Source organism: Haloarcula salina (assembly GCF_010119195.1).
Taxonomy (GTDB): Archaea; Halobacteriota; Halobacteria; order Halobacteriales; family Haloarculaceae; genus Haloarcula; species Haloarcula salina.
The window spans coordinates 313783-331860 of sequence record NZ_WRXL01000005.1 but is presented as its reverse complement, the minus strand read 5'-3'; the positions used below and the strand labels follow the sequence as shown (position 1 = coordinate 331860).

Here is an 18078-nt window from a genome sequence, read left to right as displayed (position 1 = left end):
ACCGTTATCTCGGAGCATTCAAGTGGCTGCTTAGCTAGTACTCACGAAAATGGAGCGAGAGCTGTTTGTCGTCATATTTGGCGATCCATTCGCGGTGATGAACACTATCGGGTTGATCGCGTTCGCCTTCGTCGGCTCTTCGAAGGCGATCCGCGAGGAGTTCGACCTCCTCGGCATCACGATCGTCGGGCTTGCAATGGCGTTTGCCGGCGGTGCGACACGTGATCTCCTCGTGACTCGAATTCCATTGGCCCTGCAGTCACCGATCGAAGTCGGGCTGGGCCTGCTCGGTGTCGCGTTAGCGATCGCTCTTAGCGTCATTCTCACAGCACCGGAGACACATCCACTCACGCTCGTCGCGGATGCGATAGGCCTCGCGGCCTTCACGACGACTGGGGCGATCGTCGCATCTGAGGCAGGGGTGTCAGCGCTCGGGATCGTGGCTATCGGAACGATCAACGCCGTCGGTGGTGGCGCGTTTGCAGACATTCTGCTCGATCGGTCACCGTTCATCCTCTTCGAGGATTTCTATGCGAGCTGTGCCGTCCTCGGTGGGAGTGTCTACTGGATCGTTGCGACGTTCGAAATCGCTGGAGGGATGGCCGCTGTGGCGTGTGCGGTCGTGACAGTCGTGACCCGATTTGTCGCAATTACGTACGACGTGACCCTCCCGACACTCCAGGCGCTGCGACGAGTAGGAAATTGAGTCAGGTGCGCCAGTGAACAGCCGAGATGGGCCGCGTCGTTCCGGTTGCGATTCCCGGCACGCTGCACCGAGTTACTCATCACCGTCTCGCTGTGCCGGAAACAGTTTGACCTGCTCGGCAACTGGATCGTCCATCGACAGCTCCATCTCGATGTCGGGGTTCGACCGGACACTGACATCGAACCCGATGTTCTGGTACACCGTGATCGCTCGATGGTTCCCCGACGAGACGCTGAGCGTCAGCCCGTCGTGGTCCTGATCGTCGGCGTGCGCGATAAGGTGTTTGAGCAGTTCCGTCCCGATACCTCGGTTCCTGACGGACTGGTGGAGAAACACGACGAGTTCGGGGCGCGCCGCAGTTGCCGGAACCGCCGCCGTGTGGCCGATAATCCGATCGCCGTCTTCGACGACGAGGTTCTGGCCCTTCTCCACGAGCGTCGAGAGCCACGTTTCGATCCGTGGACGCGTTGCAGGAGGGATTCCCTGCGTCCGACTGTAGCTGTCGAGGGTGTCGTACATCTCGACGAGGGACTCGAAATCGCCGTCCTCAAAGGGCCGTGCGATTCGAGCGTCTCCTTCGCTGTCGACGAATCGCGGACACCGCGGCGGACAGTACTCCGTTCCTTCGCACGCGGAGTTGTCCCAGCCGGTACAACTCTGCTGCTTCTCGTTTTTCGATCCGGCCATAGAGGGAGTGTCTCTCCTGAACGGCGTTAAGGGTTGGCGCGAATATGTAGGGGGTTTTTGTTGTGCCACAGACCGTGGCCTGGGTGATCTCCGCAAACGGAATTACAACTGATACTTCGGGAGCAACATTAAAATAACAAGTGGAGGCAGTTATACGTGCCAATGGATTCCGCCGATGGAGGAGAGCAGCGTGGAGCAGACGCAGAGCTATCCGCCGAACTCTGGGAGGCGTACAGAGACGGCAGCGATCTCTCTGTGTCCGACGCGACGGACGCCGAACTGGCACGCCACGAACGAGATTTCTGGAAAGGACTCTTCGACCGACTCGTCAGTGACCTCCCCGAAGGGGTGCTCGTTACGACTGCGGAAGGGAAACTCACTCACTGGAACGAGACGCTGGCGGAGAAGCTTCGCATCCCGCAGGCCGACGCGCTCGGGGAGAACGCCTACGACGTGATCGGCACTGAAAACAAGGCGGAGACGCTCGCTGAAACGATCGCCCGGACGAATTCGGTAATCAAGGAAGACGAGGTCCGCGAGGTCCCGTCGACGGAAGTCGTCTTCCAGAACTACGGCGTCCCGCTCCGCGCCCCCGGCGGAACCGTCGTCGGTGCGTTCGAGATCGCGTCCGACGTTTCGAAGCACGTCGAGCGACAGCGCGAACTCGAATCACTCCAGGAACGCGTGAGCGGGTCAGTTCAGGACCAACTGGCCGAGCTCTCCGCCTCTGTCGACGAGCTTTCGTCATTCACGGACGATATCGAATCGTTCGCGACCGACGAGACAGCCAAGATGGACCAGATTTCCAGCGAAGTCACCCAACAATCGGCGACGGTCGAAGAGATCGCCGCGACAGCCGATCAGGTGAGTCAGGCCGGAGACGAAGCGCGGGAGCACGCAGACGCCGGTGAGGAGGCGGCCGAAGAGGCCATCGGTCGGCTGGAAGACGTACAGGTCCTGGCAGACACGGTCACCGCGACGATGGAGGACCTCACGACGCAGGCCGATGAGATGGACGAAATCGTCGACATCATTCAGAGCATCGCCGATCAGACGAACATGCTCGCGTTGAACGCGAGTATCGAAGCCGCGAGGGCCGAGGAAGTCGGTGACAGCTTCGGCGTCGTCGCCGACGAGATCAAATCCCTCGCCGAAGAGTCACACGAGCAGTCCGAGGAAATCGAGTCGATGGTGTCCCAGATCGCGGAAACGTCCGAACGCACAGCGGCCGAACTCGGCGAAACAGCCGCGGAAATCGACGAGGCGATCGAAGCGGTGTCGGAGACCGTGGAGTCGTTCCATCAGGTCCGCGAGTCCATCGCAGAAACCGCAGACGGCGCCCGAGAGGTCGCCGAGGCGACCGACGACCACGCCGCGAGTTCCGAGGAGGTCGCCGCGATGATCGACGAAACGGTCACCAACCTCGAAGACCTGAAAGAGCAGATCAGCGACCTGAACGAAGTCGCCACCGACCAGTACGAACAGGTCGCGGAGATCGAACGAACGGTGGACGATCTGGTGTGAGCGGTCGGTCGTTTCAGTCCCACTCGGGATCCCGCTTCTCGACGAACGCGTTCAGCCCCTCGTCGAACGTGTCCGACTCGCTCGCCGCTCTGATCATCTCCCGCTCCAGTTCGAGGTGTTCGTCGAGCTGTGAGTGAAACGCGCTATCGACCAGGGTCTTGATCTTCCCGTAGACGTCCGTCGGTCCGGCGGCAAGGCGTCCCGCCAGTTCGGTTATTTCCTCGCGGAACGCCGCCGGAGATCCGTCGAACACGCGGTCTGCGATTCCCAGAGAATCCGCTTCGGTCGCCGATATCGGTCGTGGGTCGAACAGCAAGTCCCGTGCCTGGTACGGTCCCACTGCGCGCGTCAGGAAGAACGGCGTGGCGTTGTCGGGCGTGAGGCCGATGCGCGCGTAGGCAGTATCCAACCGAGCCTCGTCGTGCATCGCGACCATGTCGCAGGCGAGTGCGAACCCGAGTCCGCCACCGGCGGCGATACCCTCGACAGCAGCGATGACCGGGGCGTCGAGCGACCGAAGCGCCTGGATGAATCGGTTCGAAGCCGCCGCGGTGTTGTCGATCTTCGGGGGTCGCAGCTCCTGGGGCGTGTCCTGTACGTCGGTGAGGTCCGCGCCGACGGAGAAGTTCCCCTGACCGAACAGCACGAGGCAGTCGATTTCGGACCGGAGCTCGGTTACGGCGTCGGTGAGCGCATCCACGCTGGTCGCGGTGAACGAGTTCACGCCGTCGTCGTCCGACTCCATCACGAGCCAGGCCACGCCGCGGTCGGCGTCGATGTCTGCGTAGACCTCCTCGTGATATCTGCGCGTCTCCCCGTCCAACTGCGTCCCTGTCACGGTCATCGCACCCCGAGATACGTTTCGAGGACGTCCTGGTCGTTCAGTAACTCTGTGGCGGGGGCCGTCAGTTCGATGTGGCCCGTTTCGAGAACGTAGGCTCGGTCGGCCAGTTCGAGTGCCAGGTGTGCGTTCTGCTCGACGAGCAGGATGGTCATCCCGCGTTCGTTGAGCTCCTCGATCATCGCTCGAACGTCGTCGACGATCTGGGGTGCGAGCCCCTCTGAGGGTTCGTCGAGAGCCAGTACCTCGACCGGCGGGCCGACGAGCGATCGGGCGATCGCCAGCATCTGTTGTTCGCCGCCGCTCATCGTCCCGGCACGCTGGTCGCGCCGCTCGTCGAGTCGCTCGAAGCTGTCGTAGATCTCATCGACGGTAAACGACGTTCCGTGACCGGCGTTCGAGGGATCGGCCGTGACTCGGCTCGCGATCTGAAGGTTCTCGGCGACCGTCAGGTCCGGGAACACCCGTCGGTCCTCCGGAGTCCAGGAGATGCCGCGCCGACGGATCTCGTTCGGCGAGAGTCCGTGTACGTCGTCACCGTGGAGGCGGATCGCGCCGTCTTTCGGCGGTGTCACGCCCATGATGCTCCGGAGCGTCGTGGTCTTGCCCGCGCCGTTACGGCCGATGAGAGCGACGATCTCGTCTCGCTCGACGCGTAGCGAGACGTCGTGCAAGACGTGGCTCGGCCCGTAGTACGTATCGACGTCGTCGATATCGAGAACCGTCACGCCGTCTCACCTCCGAGGTAGGCCTGCTGGACCCGCTCGTCCTCCCGCACGACCGACGGTGGCCCGACGGTGAGGAGCGACCCGTTCTCTATCACGGCGAGTCGGTCGGCGACGCGCATGACCACGTCCATGTCGTGTTCGATAATCACGATCGTGATGTCTTCCGCGAGATCCTCGACGAGCTCTCTGGTTTCGACTGTCTCGTCGGGACTCATTCCTGCGGTCGGTTCGTCCATCACGAGGAGGTCCGGATCACAGGCCAGCGCGATACCGATTTCGAGGTGGCGCTGCTGGCCGTGTGCGAGCGAGCCGGCCTGTTCCTCTGCGATGTCCAGGAGATCCAGGCGTTTCAGAACGTCCCTCGCCGCTTCTCGCGTCTCCGACTGATCGTCGTAGTGCTGGAGCAGCGCGCCCGGGGTGAGCCCCGTTCGCTGTGCCTGTGCCGCCAGTCGCACGTTCTCCAGCGCGGTCAGGTCGGGAAAGAAATTCGTGATCTGGAACGACCGTGCCAGGCCCTGCTGCACGATGTCCTGTGGTTCGAGCTGATCGATCCGTTCGCCCCGCAGTTCGATCTGCCCGTCTGTCAATTCGTATCTGCCGGTGATCAGATTGAACAGCGTCGTCTTGCCGGCCCCGTTCGGGCCGATTACGGCGGTTACCTCGCTCTCCGGGATGTCGAGGGTGACCTCGTCGACGGCCCGGATGCTGCCGAACTCTTTCGTGACGCTATCCAACGCCAAGAGAGGCGTTGCCATACCTTGGAGAGTGGTCTACCACTATAAAAACTTACCTCTGTTGGCCGAGTTTTGAATCAACAATTTGGTAGAATTACCGAAACCTATATCAACAGGGTATCCGTTCGCATCCGTATGCCATCGGAGCGCATGTCCGACGAGAAGCGTAGCGTCCAGTTTAGCCGCCGAAAGTTCCTCGCGGGAAGTGGAGCGACGGTAGCAGCCTCACTCGCCGGCTGTTTCGGCAGCGCCGGGAGTAGCGGTTCGGATTCCGTCAAAATCGGCTTCGTCCTACCGTTCTCGGGAACGTACTCGTTCCTGGGCGAGAGCATCGTTAACGGCGTCAAGCTCAGGCTCGACGAGCAGTTGGATGGCGAAATCGACGGTCGGACGGTCGAGTACGTCCGCAAAGACACCGGTGCCGACCCGGCGACAGGTGCCTCGATCACCCAGGAGTTCCTGCAGTCGGAGAACGTCGATTTCATCGTCGGGCCGGTCTCGAGCGCGGTCGCCGGTGCGATGAAGCCCGAAATCGCCAGCTCTGGAAGCGCGATCTGGCTCAACGCCAACGCGGGTAATTTCAAGCTCGTACAGGACAACTGCACGAAGTATCACTTCCGGACCTCGTTCAACACGTGGCAGACGAGCGCGCCGCTCGCGTCGTACATCAACGACAACATCGCCGACAACGTGGTGCTCTCGTACGCGAACTACACCTTCGGGCAGCAATCGAAGAACCTCTTCCGGGAGGAGTTCGAGAAGGTCGGCGGGTCCGTCGTCGACGAGATCGGCGCGCCGCTTGGCACGTCCGACTACTCATCGTTCCTCCAGGAGATCGAGAACAGCGGCGCGGATGCCGTCTTCTCCTTCTTCGCAGGGAGCGACGCGGTGAACTACATCAAGCAGTTCAGTTCCTTCGGTCTCAACGAGAAGATGACCCAGACCGGGAGCGGGTTCCTGTTGTCGGCCGACACGCTCCAGGCACAGGGGACGGCGGCGCTCGGCATGTACTCGTTGCTGCACTACACGCCCACCAAGCAGACCGACCGGAACCAGGCGTTCGTCGACGCGTATTCGAGCCAGTACGACACGACGCCGAACGTCTACGCGTGTCAGGGCTACGACTCCGCGCTCGCGGCGGAGTTAGCGGTCACCGAGGCCGGCGGCACCGAGACCGATCCGATGGTCTCCAGCCTCGCCGGCGCGGAACTGGATAGCCCGCGCGGCTACTTCAAGTTCAAGTCCTCGACGCACGACCCGGTCATGGACATGGACATCAGGCAGGTCGTCGAGGCGGACGGCGGCGTCCAGAACGAAGTTGTCGAGACCCTGACGCAAGTGGAGGGACCGACGTGGGGGTGCAATCTGTAACATGGCCATCGAAGGGATCGCGAAGACAGCACTACTCGGCGTCGAGATGGGAATGACGCTCGTGCTCGTGACCGTGGGCCTGACACTCATCTTCGGGATGATGGACGTCATCAACTTCGCACACGGCTCGCTGTACATGCTCGGCGCGTACTTCGGCCTCACGGTCGTCACGGTCACGGGGAACTGGTGGGCCGCGCTACTGGTCGCGCCCCTCCTGGTCGGGCTGCTGGGCGGCCTGATCGAGTACCTCTCGATCCGACCGCTGTACGGCCGAAACCCCCTTTATCACATCCTGTTGACGTTCGGGTTCGCGATAATGCTCCACGGGCTGGTGACCGAAATATGGGGCGGCCAGGTCCAGAACATCGCGACGCCGTCGCTCCTCGAAGGGTCCGTCGACCTCGTGCTGTTCTCGTACCCGCTCTTTCGCCTGTTCCTGCTCGGCGTGAGCATCGCCGTCACGGCGGCGCTGTGGGTGGCGATGCGCCGGAGCGACTTCGGCATCGTCATGCGAGCGAGCGCACACGATTCGGAGATGGTGGACGCGCTCGGAACGGACGTCAAGCGCGTCTTCACCGCCGTCTTCGTGCTGGGGTCGATTCTGGCCGGGCTCGCGGGCGTCCTCCTCGGAACGTCCAGAGCGGTCGACCCGGGGATGGCCGCGAGCATCATCATCCAGGCGTTCGCCATCGTCGTCATCGGCGGCCTCGGGAGCTATCGCGGGGCCGTCGTCGGCGCGTTCGTCGTGGGCATGCTCAACGCGTTCGGACCGACGTTCGCCCCGCAGTTCACCGACGCGCTCCTGTACCTGCTGATGGCGGCCGTGCTCCTGGTGAAGCCGGCAGGCCTGTTCGGTACTCCGGAGGGGGCGTAGATGAGCGTCAAGGACATCGTGGGCCGGCACTTCTCCGCGCGTCAGCAGACCGACGTACTCAGCGGGCGCGTCCGGGTCGGGCTGTTCGTCGCCGGTGTCGTCGCGGTGCTGTTCGCCCCGTTCGCACAGGCGGTCCACCCGTTCTGGATGGACCTCGCGACGCACATGTTCATCTTCGCGTTGTTCGCGCTCAGTCTCGACTTCGTGTTCGGATACGCCGGCCTGCTCTCGTTCGGTCACGCGGCGATGTTCGGCGCGGGCGGGTACGCCACCGCGCTGTTGATCCAGAACGCCACCACGAGTGCCCTCGTCGTGCTCCCGATGGCGGTACTCGTCGGTGCGGCCGTCGCGGCCCTCATCGGCTGGCTGAGCGTCTCGGCGCGGGGCATCTATTTCGCCATGCTCACGTTGGCGTTCGCACAGCTGTTCTACACGGTCGTGTTCAACGACATTCCCGCGATGCTGCTCGGTCTCGAGGCGGTGACCAACGGCGACAACGGGCTTGTCGGCATCACGGCGCTGACGCTGTTCGGCGTCGACACCGGGTCGCTGATGGCGTACTACTACCTCTCGCTCGCGATGCTCGGGGGGATGCTCGCGCTCGTCACCCGACTCGCGAACTCCCCGTTCGGTCGCGTGATGCAGGCGATCCGCGAGAACGAGGACCGAGTCGCCTTCATCGGCTACGACGTCGACCGCTACAAGATCGTCGCGTTCACCATCAGCGGAGGTATGGCCGGCCTCGCCGGCGGCCTCTGGGTCCCGTTCAACAGCACCGCCACCACGGCGATGCTGCACTGGACGACCAGCGGCGAACTGATCGTCATGACGTTACTGGGCGGCATGGGAACCCTCTGGGGACCGATCGCGGGAGCGTTCCTCGTCGTCTTCCTCGAGGACTCGCTCTCCGCCATCGGCAACTGGGAAATCTACCTGGGTATCGTCTACATCGTCATCGTCATCTTCGCGCCGCGTGGACTCGCGGGCATCTTCCGCACCGTCCGGTCGAATCCCGACCCGCGAGTCCTCCTGTCGAAGGCCCGCTCCGCGCTGGCGACGTACCGAGAGAAGGTCTTCTCGTAGCCCGAACCCGTTCATTTTTGGTCGCCGCCGGAGTTCGTCGAAGTATGCCACAGTCGAAGGTGACAGACCTTTCAGCGGCAGTCGGTCGTATCGAACCCGGGAGCGCCGTCGCGATGGGGCTCGCACTGGAGCACGCGATCCCGTTCGCTGCCGGCCACGAACTAATTCGGCAGGAGACGGACGAACTGACGCTCATCGGCCCGATCAGCGATCTCCTGTTCGACCAGTTGGTCGCGGCCGATCTCGTCGATCGCGTTCGCGCCGCGTGGGTCGGCAACGTCAGTTCCGGGACCGGCTACAACTTCAGGCGGGCCGTCGAGGACGGTGGCCTCTCCGTCGAGAACCACTCGAACTTCAGTATCGCGCTATCGCTGAAGGCGGGCGCGATGGGGGTCCCGTACCTCCCGACGCGGTCGCTGCTCGGGAGCGATATTTTCGAAGAGAACGACCGCTTCCGCGAGGCCGAAGACCCCTACTCCGGCGACCGACTCGCGCTCGTCCCAGCGATCCGTCCGGACTGGACCGTCGTGCACGTCCAGCGGGCCTCGCCGTACGGCGACGCGCACTTCTGGGGGAACTCCGGAGTCGCCTTCGAGGCTGTCGACGCCGCCGACGACACCCTCATCGTCGCCGAGGAAATCGTCGAACCGGACGTGATCAAAAGCGATCCCAGCCGAACCGCGATCACGCGGGACTCGGTGACCGCGGTCGCCGAAGTTCCCTTCGGGGCGCATCCCGCACCGCTCGCCGGCCGCTACAATCGCGACAACGAGTTCTACCTCGACTACGCCGACGAGACGAACGACGAACTGGGAACCATCGCCTGGCTGAACGAGTGGGTCCGCGGCGTCCCGGACCGGGAGGCCTACATGGAGAAGATCGATCGTGACCTGCACGTGTCCGAGCCGACTGTGGCCGCGGAGGTGGAGTATGGACGCTGAGTCCTACACCGATAGAGAACTGATGGTAGCTGCTGCGGCCCGCGAAATCGATGACGGCGACGTGGCGTTCGTCGGGATGCGGCTGCCGCTCATCGCGTTCCAGGTCGCCGTGAGTACCCACGCGCCGGACGCCATCTCGGTTTTCGAAAGTGGCGTCGTGCGCGACGATCCAGCAAGTGACTTCCTGCATACAATGTGTGATCTCCCGAACCTCGACCGGGCGCTGTCGACGACGAGCATGATAGACATCATGTCGAGACTCCAGCGCGGGGAGATCGACGTCGGCTTCCTCGGTGGCGCTGAGATCGATCGGTACGGGAATTTGAACACGACCCGGGTCACGTCGAGGTCCCGCGAGATCCGCCTCCCCGGGAGCGGCGGGGCCTGCGATATCGCCTGTCTCTCCCAGCGAACGGTCGTCCTGATGGCACACGAACCGCGGCGGTTCGTGGAACGCGTCACGTACAACACGAGCCCCGGTCACGGAGCTGGGGGCGACTGGCGAGCGAGGGAATCTGTCGCAGGCGGCGGGCCCGAGACGCTCGTCACGACGAAGGCCACCTTCGGGTTCGACCACGACGGGGAACTCTACGTTAAATCGCTCCACCCCGGCGTGAACCTCGCGGAGATCGCCGACGACTTTCCGTGGGACCTCAAGACGGCGGCGGAGGTGACCGACGACCCGATCGGACGGACGGAGCCCCCTTCGGTGGACGTGCTGGAACTGATCCGTGAGTTCGACCCGAACGGGTTCTGGACGCGCTAAGGAACCGCTGATCAGCCCGTGGAACGACGGGTCTTAATTACCGAAACTAACAAATATGATGTTCTTCATTATTAAATCGAGACATGCAAGAGAACCTGCCTGAGTCATATCTGCCAGACGCGGCGAACAGCCCGGAACCTCTCCATGCGCTTCCCGAGACCGATTACCCGTCCAACGTCAACGTGGCAGAGGAACTCGTCGATACGCACGTCGAGAACGGCCGCGGTGACAACGTGGCGATCCGGTTCCGTGATCGGGAACTCACGTACCGCGATCTCAAGGATCGGGTCGATCGCTTCGGGAACGCGCTCAAAGACCTCGGCGTGGAACCGGGCGACCGCGTGCTGGTTCGGTTCCCGAACCGCCCAGAAGCCATCGTCTCCTGTCTCGCCGTCCAGAAGATCGGAGCGATTCCCCAGCCCTCGATGAAGCTGCTGCGGGCGAAAGAACTGACACACATCCTCGACGACGCCAAAATCAAGCTCGCCGTCGTCTACGACGACCTGCTCGACGAACTCGAAGACGCGGTCGACGCCGTCGACTGTGTCGAAGAGGTCGTCGTCGTGGACGACGTCGGTGTCGACCACGACCGCCCGAGCTATCAGCGGCTCATCGACGACGCCAGCGACGAACTGGCGGCCCACGACACCGAGGCGACCGATCTCGGGCTGATGCTGTACACCAGCGGCACGACGGGTCGCCCGAAGGGAGCAGTTCACTCTCACTCCGACATCCTCGCGACGGCCGACGGCTACGCGAACTACTGTCTCGAACCGACGGAAGACGACGTGTTCGGCGGTAACCCGCCGCTCCCCTTCGCGTACGGCTACGGCGACCTCGTCACGTTCCCGCTCCGGTTCGGCGCGACGACCAGTCTCGTCCAGGATGCGACGCCCCAGACGCTCCTCGAAGCCGTCGAAGACCACGGCGTCACCGTCTTCTGTTCGGTCCCGACGGCCTACAACCAGATCCTCTCGAAGTTCCCCGACGGCCACGAGGAATACGACGTGAGTTCGCTCCGGCTCGGTCTGAGCGCCGGCGAGCCGCTCGCGCCACACACCTTCGACGAAATCGGTGAGAAGTACGGCATCGACATCCTCGACGGAATCGGGACGACCGAGATGCTCCACATCTTCATCTCGCACCGCCACACCGACGAGATTGACCCCGAAGCGACTGGATTCCCGGTTCCGGGCTACGAGGCGAAGATCGTCGATCCCGAAACGGGCGACGAACTGGAGCGGGGCCGGTCCGGCCAGCTCGCCGTCCGCGGTCCGACCGGCATCACCTACTGGAACCGGCCGGAGAAGCAGAAAGACGCCGTCCGAGACGGCTGGAGCTTCCCCGGCGACATCTTCGTCCAGCGAGAGGACGGCCGCTTCGAGTACCAGTCTCGGGAGGACGACCTCATCATCTCCAGCGGATACAACATCCCCGGACCGGAGGTCGAGATGGTTCTGGAAGAACGAGAGGCGGTCCAGGAAGTCGCCGTCATCGGTGCTCCGGACGAGGAACGCGGTGAGATCGTCAAGGCCTATATCGTACTCCACGAGGAGTACGAAGCCAGCGAATCACTCGTCTCCGAACTACAAAATTACGTCAAGAACACGCTCGCTCCCTACAAGTACCCGCGCGCGATCCAGTTCCTCGACGAGCTTCCCCGGACGGAGACGGGCAAGATTCAGCGGACGAAGCTCCGAGACCGCGAACAGACGGTCTGACGCTGCCACACTCGCTCTCTCAGACACGCTGTTGCATTATCCGCGAACCTGGCTCGATAGAACCGTTCCTCCTCTCGTTCTCCCGTTCGTTCCGTAGCACTGCTGCCAGTGGTCATGGGAGCGCGTGTCACGGGTATCCTAGATAGAACCGCTGTACAGTTGTATACTGGCATATACAGTAGCTGAATACAGTATCGTATACGATGATAAATCGTCTAGTTTCGAGAATGGAATAACGACCGTACGCCTGTTACCGAAACCGGGATCGTTCCGTATCGATGGTCGACCGATCGAGAGACACGCGAATAACAGGAATAACAGACGTACACGTATTATTTACAATCGTCTGGCTTCGGCGGGAGTTTCGGCACAATATTATAAAATTAATCGTTATAGATTTGTCATCTGGAGCCATAATAACTTTCGTACATCTGTTATTTCGCGTATCGCGGACCCGCTATCACACCGAGAATCTGTATACGTTTACTGTATACACCATCGCGAAACAGCGGGGTTCCGGGTAGACGCGCGGTCTATTGCACGAAAACGACAATCCAGAACCTACGGCCCTTCGTTCGCTCTGAGTTTCAGGTCGGAACGAGGCTTCGCCACGCACGTGAGTACGTAGCCCTCGTCTTTCTCGCTGCCGGAGAGGAACATCGCTTCCGTCTGCTGCACCTCGCCCTCTTCGAGTCGGAGCGCGCTGCAGACGCCACAGACACCCATTCGACACTGGTACGGGAGATCGAGCCCCGCCTCGTCGGCGGCTTCGAGGATGGTCTGCGTCTCGGCGACCTCGATCGACCGGTCGATGTCCACGAACTCGACGGTATGTGTGTTGGCCATCGTTATAGCTCGTACTCGTAGACGTGCTCTATCGGTTCGAAGTCGAGGTCTTCGTACACCGAGACCGCGTTCTCGTCACCGTGGATCACGTCGACGCGACAGAAGTCGATCCCTCGCGGGTGGTCGCGAAGCCACTCCGCCGCAGCGTCGAGTAACTGCTTGCCGATGCCCGTGTCCCGATACCCGTCTTTCACGTAGTGTCCGTTGATGTACCCGTGATCTTTGAGCCGGAAGATCGGGTGGTCGCCGACGACGCGTACCTCGAGGACACCGACGAGATCGTCGTCCGCCTCAGCGACGAACACCGTACCGTACTTCGAGTCGAGCAGTTGATTCTCGAAGTACTGCAGCCACCGCTCGTTGGCCTCGTCTTTGTGTTCGTATCGGTCGTCGTACTGCGAGAGGTGGTCGGTGAAGCCGTGCCAGAGTTCGATGAGTTCCGACCCGTCTTCCCGGTTCGCCGGTCTTACTTGAGCTGCCATGAGTTGCCATACTACCTCTTCTGATAAAAAAGCGTTCCCATCGAATCTCGATATATCTCGATCTTTGGGAAACATTTATCACCTATGAGGCGAACATTCGAATGTACTGAAAATGTCCGCAGAACCAGCTCCGGTCTCCGAAGAGGAGTTCAAACAGCAGCTACAGAACGGGAAGATGGTCGAGTCGGTCGACGAGATGACGGAGGGGTACAAGAAGGCGCTGAAGCAGATTCTCATGGTGTCGGCCGACACCGAGCTCATGAGCGCACCGGCGTACTACGAGCAGTCGCTGAACGCTCCGAGCCTGGACGCCCGCGCGTCCTGTGTGAGCGTCATTCAGGACGAGCTGGGCCACGGTCACATCGCCTACCGACTGCTCGAGGACCTGGGTGAGGACCGCGAGGACCTCATCTTCAACCGCGAACCCAACGAGTTCCGCAACACGTACGGGTTCGATCAGCACATCGACAACTTCGCCGAACTCGTCTGTGCACACGGACTGTTCGACCGAGCCGGGATCACCCTCCTCGGCGACATTCACGAGAACACCTCGTACGCGCCCTGGAAACGCGCACTGACGAAGGTGTCCAAAGAGGAGCAGTTCCACCTTCGCCACGGCGAGACGTGGATGCGCCGCCTCGCCAACAAGAACGAATCGACCAAGGAGAAGGTCCAGGAGGCCGTCGACTGGATGTTCCCCATCGCGTTGGAGTGGTTCGGGCTCCCCGACGACAAGAAGCGCCACGACGACCAGCTCGACTACCGTATCAAAGGGAAGTCCAACGACGAACTCCGACAGGACTGGATGGATCGGACGATTCCGTTCCTCACGGAGATCGACATCGAGTTCCCCGCACACTACGACGAAGACGCCGACGAGTACGTCATCGACTACGAATTCCCCGTCGCGTTCGACGAGGAGAACAAGGAGTGGCGCTTCGACGAGCCGATCTCGTGGGACGACGTCATCGACCGCTGGCGTGCGCGCGGACCGGCCAACGAAAAGTACGTCAACATGATTCAGTCCGGCAAAGTCGACGTGATGCCACAATAGCGCGAGACCATGAGCAAGAGTTCGAAATCGGAAATCGACGAGATGGGATTCGGGCCGTTCGACATCGGACCCGACGGGACGGAAACGGACTTAGAGCGGGCGGTCTGGGCGAATCTGGACGAGATTCCAGATCCCCACATTCCGCTGAGCCTGGTCGAGATGGCGATGATATACGACGTCACCGTCGAGGACAGCGTCGCCAACATCGATCTGTCGTTCCCCTGTATGGGCTGTCCCGCCTACGAGTTCATTCACGACGACATCCGGGGCTGTCTCCGGACGATGAGCTGCATCGATGACGTCGAGATCAACGTGGTCTGGGACCCCGTCTGGTCGAAAGACATGTTAGACGCCGAAGCACGCGAGAAACTGCAAGAATCGGGAATTGCACTATGAAATACGAAGTATTCGCACGAATCAGAGCGGGTGACGAACTGATCCACGTCGGTAACGTGGACGCACCGGACGACAGACTGGTCAAGACCTACGCGAGGACCACCTTCGACGAGGAGGACTGGGACCGAATGGTCGCGGTTCCCCGCGACGAACTGATCGAGGTGACGGGCGCACAGATGGCGGAATCACCGATGGTGGGAGAACAATGACTGACGACTGGAACGACGACGCAATCGAGTACGTACAGGCGATCGCCGACACCAAACTCATCCTCTCCCACCGGTACTCCGAGTGGATGCTTTCGGGGCCGGCACTCGAAGACGACATCGCGGGGGCGAGCGCCGCACAGGACGAGATCGGCCACGTCCGACAGCTCTTCGAGAAGCTCTCTGACAGCGGCCGCGACCCCGAGTGGCTACAGGGCGACCGCGACCCAGAGGAGTTCAGCAACGCCGCGTGCCTCGACGACACGTCCGACACGTGGACGGAGTTCGTGACCGTGGCGGGCGTGACCGAGCGCGCGGCGTGGTATCTCATCGACTCCATCGCCCACGAGGACTTCGACGGCCTCGGACAGCGCATCGGCCAGGACGAGTACTTCCACCTGGAACACCTCGATGCGCGCCTCAGTCACCAGGCCGAGGAGAACCCGGAGGCTGTGGAGGAGGCGTTCGCAGCGGCAGCCGCCGCGGCACTCGCGCTGATTGGCCCTGCGACGTTCGACGCGGACACCGACCCGCTCGTCCAGTCCGGCTTCACGGACCGATCGGCGGCGGACGTCCGAGAAGGGTTCAAACGGCACTACGAGACCCTCTTCGAAGAGACCGACGTCGACCCCTCCGCGGTCGACTGGGACGCACCGGACGAGGCGTCGTGGAACGAAACGCGCCGCAGAATCGGCGACGGTCACGTCGACCCGGACGTCGTCGACGCGTTAGGCGGGGTCAAGAACGCGGAGTACGCGAGAGCCTGAGCCATGAGCGCATCCGAATCAGGAACCTCGGACGAGCCGATTCGCCCGGAGTGCCCGTTCTGCGGGTCCACCGAGACGGAGCGGGAATCGGCGTTCGGCTCCGAGATATCCAAGAGCCAGTACTACTGCCACGGCTGTAACACGATGTTCGAACGACTCAAATACGACGGGAAGTCCCCCGATACCGGTCGGTAATCGAACGGCAGTCGTTGGCCGCGCACCCGATGCGGGTCCGCGGGGCGTCGCGCCCCTCCGAAGAGCCGATGCACCCCTTCCCCCAATTTTAATCTTTCGGTATGTTTAAGTACTTCCGGTGAGATGTGCAGAACGCACCAATGGAACCATTCGACGAGCTAGACCTCGAGTACTTCCAGACAGAAGTGGAAAACCACGTCGGCATCCTCCGGATCGACCGACCGCCGGTAAACGCACACAACATCGACGTGCTGCTGGAGCTCCAGCGGGCCGTCGAGGGCGTCCGATTCGACGACAACGTCCGCGTCTGCGTCTTCGGAAGCGCCAACGAGAGCATCTTCTCGACCGGCTTCGACATCAACGACCTCCAGACTGAGGAGGCCCACCAGATCGGCTACGCCAGCCAGACCTCGAAAGAGATCATCATGAAGATGCGGACGACGGACACCGTCTTCATCGCGGCCGTGGACGGGCACTGCATGGGCGGCGGCCTCGAACTGGCGCTGGCCTGTGACTTCCGCTTCGTCGGTGACGACGACGACTACCGCGTCGGGATGCCGGAAGTCCACCTCGGGCTCATCGCGGGCGAGGCCGGGACCCAGCTCCTGCCGCGCTACATCAACCGCTCCGACGCGCTCCGCATGATGATCACCGGCGAGGAACTCACGCCGCAGGAGGCCTACGACAAGGACATCTTCGACGAGATCCACCCCCCGGAGGACGTCGAGGACGCCGTCTTCGAGTTCGCCGAGCAGATCGTCGAGAAGCCCGCCGGGGCCGTCGGCCACAACAAGCTGGCCGTCAACGAGGGCCTCGAACTGCCGCTCTGGGACGCGCTCTCCCACGAGCGTGAGCTCCAGAACGCGCTGCTCGGCTCGGAATCCGCGAAGGAAGGCGTCAACGCGTTCCTCGAAGACCGCGAGCCTGACTTCGTCGGCGTCGAAATCGGCGAGAAAGAAGCGCCCGAGCCCCAGTCCGACGACTAGAGCGAGAGCGATTCGGTCGCGACGGTCGTCTGCTGAATTTCGGTCGTCCCGCCGATGAGACTCAGTATTTTCGCGTCGCGGAGGTAGCGTTCGAGCGGGTAGTCCGTCCGGTAGCCCTTCCCGCCGTAGATCTGCATCGCGTTCCGCGTGACGAACTCGGCGACGTCGCTGGCGTAGTACTTCGCCTGACTGGACTTGCGCGTGTTACCGCCGCTCTCGGCGATGGACGCCGCGGACTCGTACACCAGATGCCGGGCCGCTTCGAGACGGGTGTCCATCTTCGCCACGAGGACCTGGACCGCCTGGTACTCGCCGATGGCGTTGCCTCCCTGCCGGCGCTCGCTCGCGTAGTCGACCGCCTCGTCGTAGGCCGCCTGCGCGATACCGGTCCCGATAGCGCCGAGGCCGGTCCGCGCCATGTCGATCGTCCCCATCGCGATCCGGAAGCCCTCGCCGACGCCACCGAGCAGCGCGTCGGAATCGACCTCGACGCCGTCGAGCGTGGAGTCGCCCGTGATGTGCCCGCGCATTCCCATGAACTCCGCGCGGTCGAACGTGAACCCGGAGACATCGTCGACACCGGGGACGAGAAACACGCTGACGCCGTGTGAGTCCTCCGGCTGTGGCCGCTTGCGCGCGACGACGAGGTGAACGTCCGCGACGCCGGCGTTCGTCCCGAAGGACTTCTCTCCGGTGAGCGCGTACCCGTCGTCCGTCTCCTCGGCAACCGTTTCGAGTTCCGTCGGGGAGCTACCGGCCCCGGGTTCGGTCAGGAGCATCGAGCCGACCGACTCGCCGGCGACCATCTCCGGCAGGTACGCCTCCCGCTGCGCATCGGACCCGTGATGTAGCACGGGGAGGGTCGCGAACGTGTGGCCCTGTATCGTCTCGGCGACCGCCCCGCTCTCGCGTGCGACCCGTTCGAGCGCGAGCGCGTAGCCGACGAAATCGGAGCCCAGTCCGCCGTACTCCTCGGGAATCAGGATACCCAGGAGTCCGGCGTCGCCCGCGGCCTCGACGACGTCGCGCGGAAACTCGTCGGTCGCTTCGATCTCTTCGGCCCGCGGCGAGAGGACGTCCTCGGCGAACGCGTCGGCGCGGTCTCTGATGTCGCGGTGCTCGTCGGACAGCGATCGTTCTAGGAGCTGCATACAGATCCCCCTCGGCCCA

At 62.6% G+C, this 18078-nt stretch carries 21 protein-coding genes; 14 read left to right on the top strand and 7 right to left on the bottom strand.

What is annotated here, in order from left to right; all coding sequences use genetic code 11:
- The first annotated feature begins 49 nt into the window (after positions 1-49).
- Complete coding sequence (locus tag GM656_RS14940) at positions 50-706, top strand: trimeric intracellular cation channel family protein (protein WP_162414475.1); 657 nt, start codon at positions 50-52, stop codon at positions 704-706.
- Between the two features lie 72 nt (positions 707-778).
- On the opposite strand, the gene GM656_RS14935 is transcribed toward GM656_RS14940, so the two are convergent.
- Positions 779-1393 carry a GNAT family N-acetyltransferase gene (locus tag GM656_RS14935; RefSeq protein ID WP_162414474.1) on the bottom strand — a complete coding sequence of 205 codons (615 nt, stop codon included), beginning with the start codon at positions 1391-1393 and terminating at the stop codon, positions 779-781.
- 162 nt (positions 1394-1555) lie between these two features.
- Between GM656_RS14935 and GM656_RS14930 the strand changes: the two genes are divergently transcribed.
- Positions 1556-2917: a methyl-accepting chemotaxis protein gene (locus GM656_RS14930; protein WP_162414473.1), complete on the top strand. Its 1362-nt coding sequence runs from the start codon at positions 1556-1558 to the stop codon at positions 2915-2917.
- Between the two features lie 13 nt (positions 2918-2930).
- Here the strand turns inward: GM656_RS14930 and GM656_RS14925 are convergent, their stop codons facing one another.
- From GM656_RS14925 to GM656_RS14915, 3 genes are read right to left on the bottom strand one after another with little or no spacing between them, the layout of a single operon-like run.
- On the bottom strand, positions 2931-3761 hold the full coding sequence (locus tag GM656_RS14925) for an enoyl-CoA hydratase/isomerase family protein (protein WP_174242989.1): 831 nt from the start codon (positions 3759-3761) through the stop codon (positions 2931-2933).
- Positions 3758-4486, bottom strand: a complete 729-nt coding sequence (locus tag GM656_RS14920) for an ABC transporter ATP-binding protein (RefSeq protein ID WP_162414472.1) — start codon at positions 4484-4486, stop codon at positions 3758-3760. The genes GM656_RS14925 and GM656_RS14920 overlap by 4 nt, the downstream gene beginning before the upstream one ends.
- The gene (locus tag GM656_RS14915; protein WP_162414471.1) at positions 4483-5241 is read right to left on the bottom strand and encodes an ABC transporter ATP-binding protein; all 759 of its coding nucleotides are present in this window, start codon (positions 5239-5241) and stop codon (positions 4483-4485) included. Before GM656_RS14915 ends, GM656_RS14920 begins: the two co-directional genes overlap by 4 nt.
- Positions 5242-5355: 114 nt before the next feature.
- Between GM656_RS14915 and GM656_RS14910 the strand changes: the two genes are divergently transcribed.
- The 6 genes from GM656_RS14910 (at position 5356) to GM656_RS14885 (ending at position 11976) form a co-directional block, all read left to right on the top strand.
- On the top strand, positions 5356-6591 hold the full coding sequence (locus GM656_RS14910) for an ABC transporter substrate-binding protein (protein WP_241692790.1): 1236 nt from the start codon (positions 5356-5358) through the stop codon (positions 6589-6591).
- 1 nt (position 6592) lies between these two features.
- Positions 6593-7465 carry a branched-chain amino acid ABC transporter permease gene (locus tag GM656_RS14905; RefSeq protein WP_162414470.1) on the top strand — a complete coding sequence of 291 codons (873 nt, stop codon included), beginning with the start codon at positions 6593-6595 and terminating at the stop codon, positions 7463-7465.
- The gene (locus GM656_RS14900; RefSeq protein ID WP_162414469.1) at positions 7466-8548 is read left to right on the top strand and encodes a branched-chain amino acid ABC transporter permease; all 1083 of its coding nucleotides are present in this window, start codon (positions 7466-7468) and stop codon (positions 8546-8548) included.
- Positions 8549-8592: 44 nt separating this feature from the next.
- Positions 8593-9489 (top strand): CoA transferase subunit A, encoded by an 897-nt coding sequence (locus GM656_RS14895; protein ID WP_162414468.1) that lies wholly within the window; start codon positions 8593-8595, stop codon positions 9487-9489.
- Positions 9479-10255, top strand: a complete 777-nt coding sequence (locus tag GM656_RS14890) for a CoA-transferase subunit beta (RefSeq protein ID WP_162414467.1) — start codon at positions 9479-9481, stop codon at positions 10253-10255. Before GM656_RS14895 ends, GM656_RS14890 begins: the two co-directional genes overlap by 11 nt.
- 83 nt (positions 10256-10338) lie before the next feature.
- Positions 10339-11976 carry an acyl-CoA synthetase gene (locus GM656_RS14885; RefSeq protein ID WP_162414466.1) on the top strand — a complete coding sequence of 546 codons (1638 nt, stop codon included), beginning with the start codon at positions 10339-10341 and terminating at the stop codon, positions 11974-11976.
- A gap of 561 nt (positions 11977-12537) precedes the next feature.
- Here GM656_RS14885 and GM656_RS14880 read toward each other — a convergent pair.
- The gene (locus tag GM656_RS14880) at positions 12538-12822 is read right to left on the bottom strand and encodes a 2Fe-2S iron-sulfur cluster-binding protein (RefSeq protein ID WP_162414465.1); all 285 of its coding nucleotides are present in this window, start codon (positions 12820-12822) and stop codon (positions 12538-12540) included.
- Positions 12823-12824: 2 nt separating this feature from the next.
- Complete coding sequence (locus GM656_RS14875) at positions 12825-13304, bottom strand: GNAT family N-acetyltransferase (RefSeq protein ID WP_162414464.1); 480 nt, start codon at positions 13302-13304, stop codon at positions 12825-12827.
- A 175-nt stretch (positions 13305-13479) separates the two neighbouring features.
- Between GM656_RS14875 and GM656_RS14870 the strand changes: the two genes are divergently transcribed.
- From GM656_RS14870 to GM656_RS14845, 6 genes are all read left to right on the top strand, one after another.
- On the top strand, positions 13480-14358 hold the full coding sequence (locus tag GM656_RS14870) for a Phenylacetic acid catabolic protein (protein ID WP_162414528.1): 879 nt from the start codon (positions 13480-13482) through the stop codon (positions 14356-14358).
- 9 nt (positions 14359-14367) lie between these two features.
- Positions 14368-14754 carry a metal-sulfur cluster assembly factor gene (locus tag GM656_RS14865; RefSeq protein ID WP_162414463.1) on the top strand — a complete coding sequence of 129 codons (387 nt, stop codon included), beginning with the start codon at positions 14368-14370 and terminating at the stop codon, positions 14752-14754.
- Complete coding sequence (locus tag GM656_RS14860; protein ID WP_162414462.1) at positions 14751-14963, top strand: phenylacetic acid degradation PaaB family protein; 213 nt, start codon at positions 14751-14753, stop codon at positions 14961-14963. Before GM656_RS14865 ends, GM656_RS14860 begins: the two co-directional genes overlap by 4 nt.
- Positions 14960-15727, top strand: coding sequence for a Phenylacetic acid catabolic protein (locus GM656_RS14855; protein ID WP_162414461.1), 768 nt, complete (start codon positions 14960-14962; stop codon positions 15725-15727). Before GM656_RS14860 ends, GM656_RS14855 begins: the two co-directional genes overlap by 4 nt.
- Before the next feature lie 3 nt (positions 15728-15730).
- Positions 15731-15922, top strand: coding sequence for a PaaD-like zinc ribbon domain-containing protein (locus GM656_RS14850; RefSeq protein ID WP_162414460.1), 192 nt, complete (start codon positions 15731-15733; stop codon positions 15920-15922).
- 140 nt (positions 15923-16062) lie between these two features.
- Positions 16063-16908, top strand: coding sequence for an enoyl-CoA hydratase/isomerase family protein (locus GM656_RS14845; protein WP_162414459.1), 846 nt, complete (start codon positions 16063-16065; stop codon positions 16906-16908).
- Here the strand turns inward: GM656_RS14845 and GM656_RS14840 are convergent.
- Positions 16905-18059, bottom strand: a complete 1155-nt coding sequence (locus GM656_RS14840) for an acyl-CoA dehydrogenase family protein (protein WP_162414458.1) — start codon at positions 18057-18059, stop codon at positions 16905-16907. The genes GM656_RS14845 and GM656_RS14840 overlap by 4 nt on opposite strands.
- Positions 18060-18078: the final 19 nt, after the last annotated feature.

Excerpts from the sequence above, each read along its gene's own strand:
- GM656_RS14940 (WP_162414475.1), top strand. The coding sequence starts at position 50 with ATGGAGCGAGAGCTGTTTGTCGTCATATTTGGCGATCCATTCGCGGTG.
- GM656_RS14935 (WP_162414474.1), bottom strand. The coding sequence starts at position 1,393 with ATGGCCGGATCGAAAAACGAGAAGCAGCAGAGTTGTACCGGCTGGGAC.
- GM656_RS14930 (WP_162414473.1), top strand. The coding sequence starts at position 1,556 with ATGGATTCCGCCGATGGAGGAGAGCAGCGTGGAGCAGACGCAGAGCTA.
- GM656_RS14925 (WP_174242989.1), bottom strand. The coding sequence starts at position 3,761 with ATGACCGTGACAGGGACGCAGTTGGACGGGGAGACGCGCAGATATCAC.
- GM656_RS14915 (WP_162414471.1), bottom strand. The coding sequence starts at position 5,241 with ATGGCAACGCCTCTCTTGGCGTTGGATAGCGTCACGAAAGAGTTCGGC.
- GM656_RS14910 (WP_241692790.1), top strand. The coding sequence starts at position 5,356 with ATGCCATCGGAGCGCATGTCCGACGAGAAGCGTAGCGTCCAGTTTAGC.
- GM656_RS14905 (WP_162414470.1), top strand. The coding sequence starts at position 6,593 with ATGGCCATCGAAGGGATCGCGAAGACAGCACTACTCGGCGTCGAGATG.
- GM656_RS14900 (WP_162414469.1), top strand. The coding sequence starts at position 7,466 with ATGAGCGTCAAGGACATCGTGGGCCGGCACTTCTCCGCGCGTCAGCAG.
- GM656_RS14895 (WP_162414468.1), top strand. The coding sequence starts at position 8,593 with ATGCCACAGTCGAAGGTGACAGACCTTTCAGCGGCAGTCGGTCGTATC.
- GM656_RS14890 (WP_162414467.1), top strand. The coding sequence starts at position 9,479 with ATGGACGCTGAGTCCTACACCGATAGAGAACTGATGGTAGCTGCTGCG.
- GM656_RS14885 (WP_162414466.1), top strand. The coding sequence starts at position 10,339 with ATGCAAGAGAACCTGCCTGAGTCATATCTGCCAGACGCGGCGAACAGC.
- GM656_RS14880 (WP_162414465.1), bottom strand. The coding sequence starts at position 12,822 with ATGGCCAACACACATACCGTCGAGTTCGTGGACATCGACCGGTCGATC.
- GM656_RS14875 (WP_162414464.1), bottom strand. The coding sequence starts at position 13,304 with ATGGCAGCTCAAGTAAGACCGGCGAACCGGGAAGACGGGTCGGAACTC.
- GM656_RS14870 (WP_162414528.1), top strand. The coding sequence starts at position 13,480 with ATGGTCGAGTCGGTCGACGAGATGACGGAGGGGTACAAGAAGGCGCTG.
- GM656_RS14865 (WP_162414463.1), top strand. The coding sequence starts at position 14,368 with ATGAGCAAGAGTTCGAAATCGGAAATCGACGAGATGGGATTCGGGCCG.
- GM656_RS14860 (WP_162414462.1), top strand. The coding sequence starts at position 14,751 with ATGAAATACGAAGTATTCGCACGAATCAGAGCGGGTGACGAACTGATC.
- GM656_RS14855 (WP_162414461.1), top strand. The coding sequence starts at position 14,960 with ATGACTGACGACTGGAACGACGACGCAATCGAGTACGTACAGGCGATC.
- GM656_RS14850 (WP_162414460.1), top strand. The coding sequence starts at position 15,731 with ATGAGCGCATCCGAATCAGGAACCTCGGACGAGCCGATTCGCCCGGAG.
- GM656_RS14845 (WP_162414459.1), top strand. The coding sequence starts at position 16,063 with ATGGAACCATTCGACGAGCTAGACCTCGAGTACTTCCAGACAGAAGTG.
- GM656_RS14840 (WP_162414458.1), bottom strand. The coding sequence starts at position 18,059 with ATGCAGCTCCTAGAACGATCGCTGTCCGACGAGCACCGCGACATCAGA.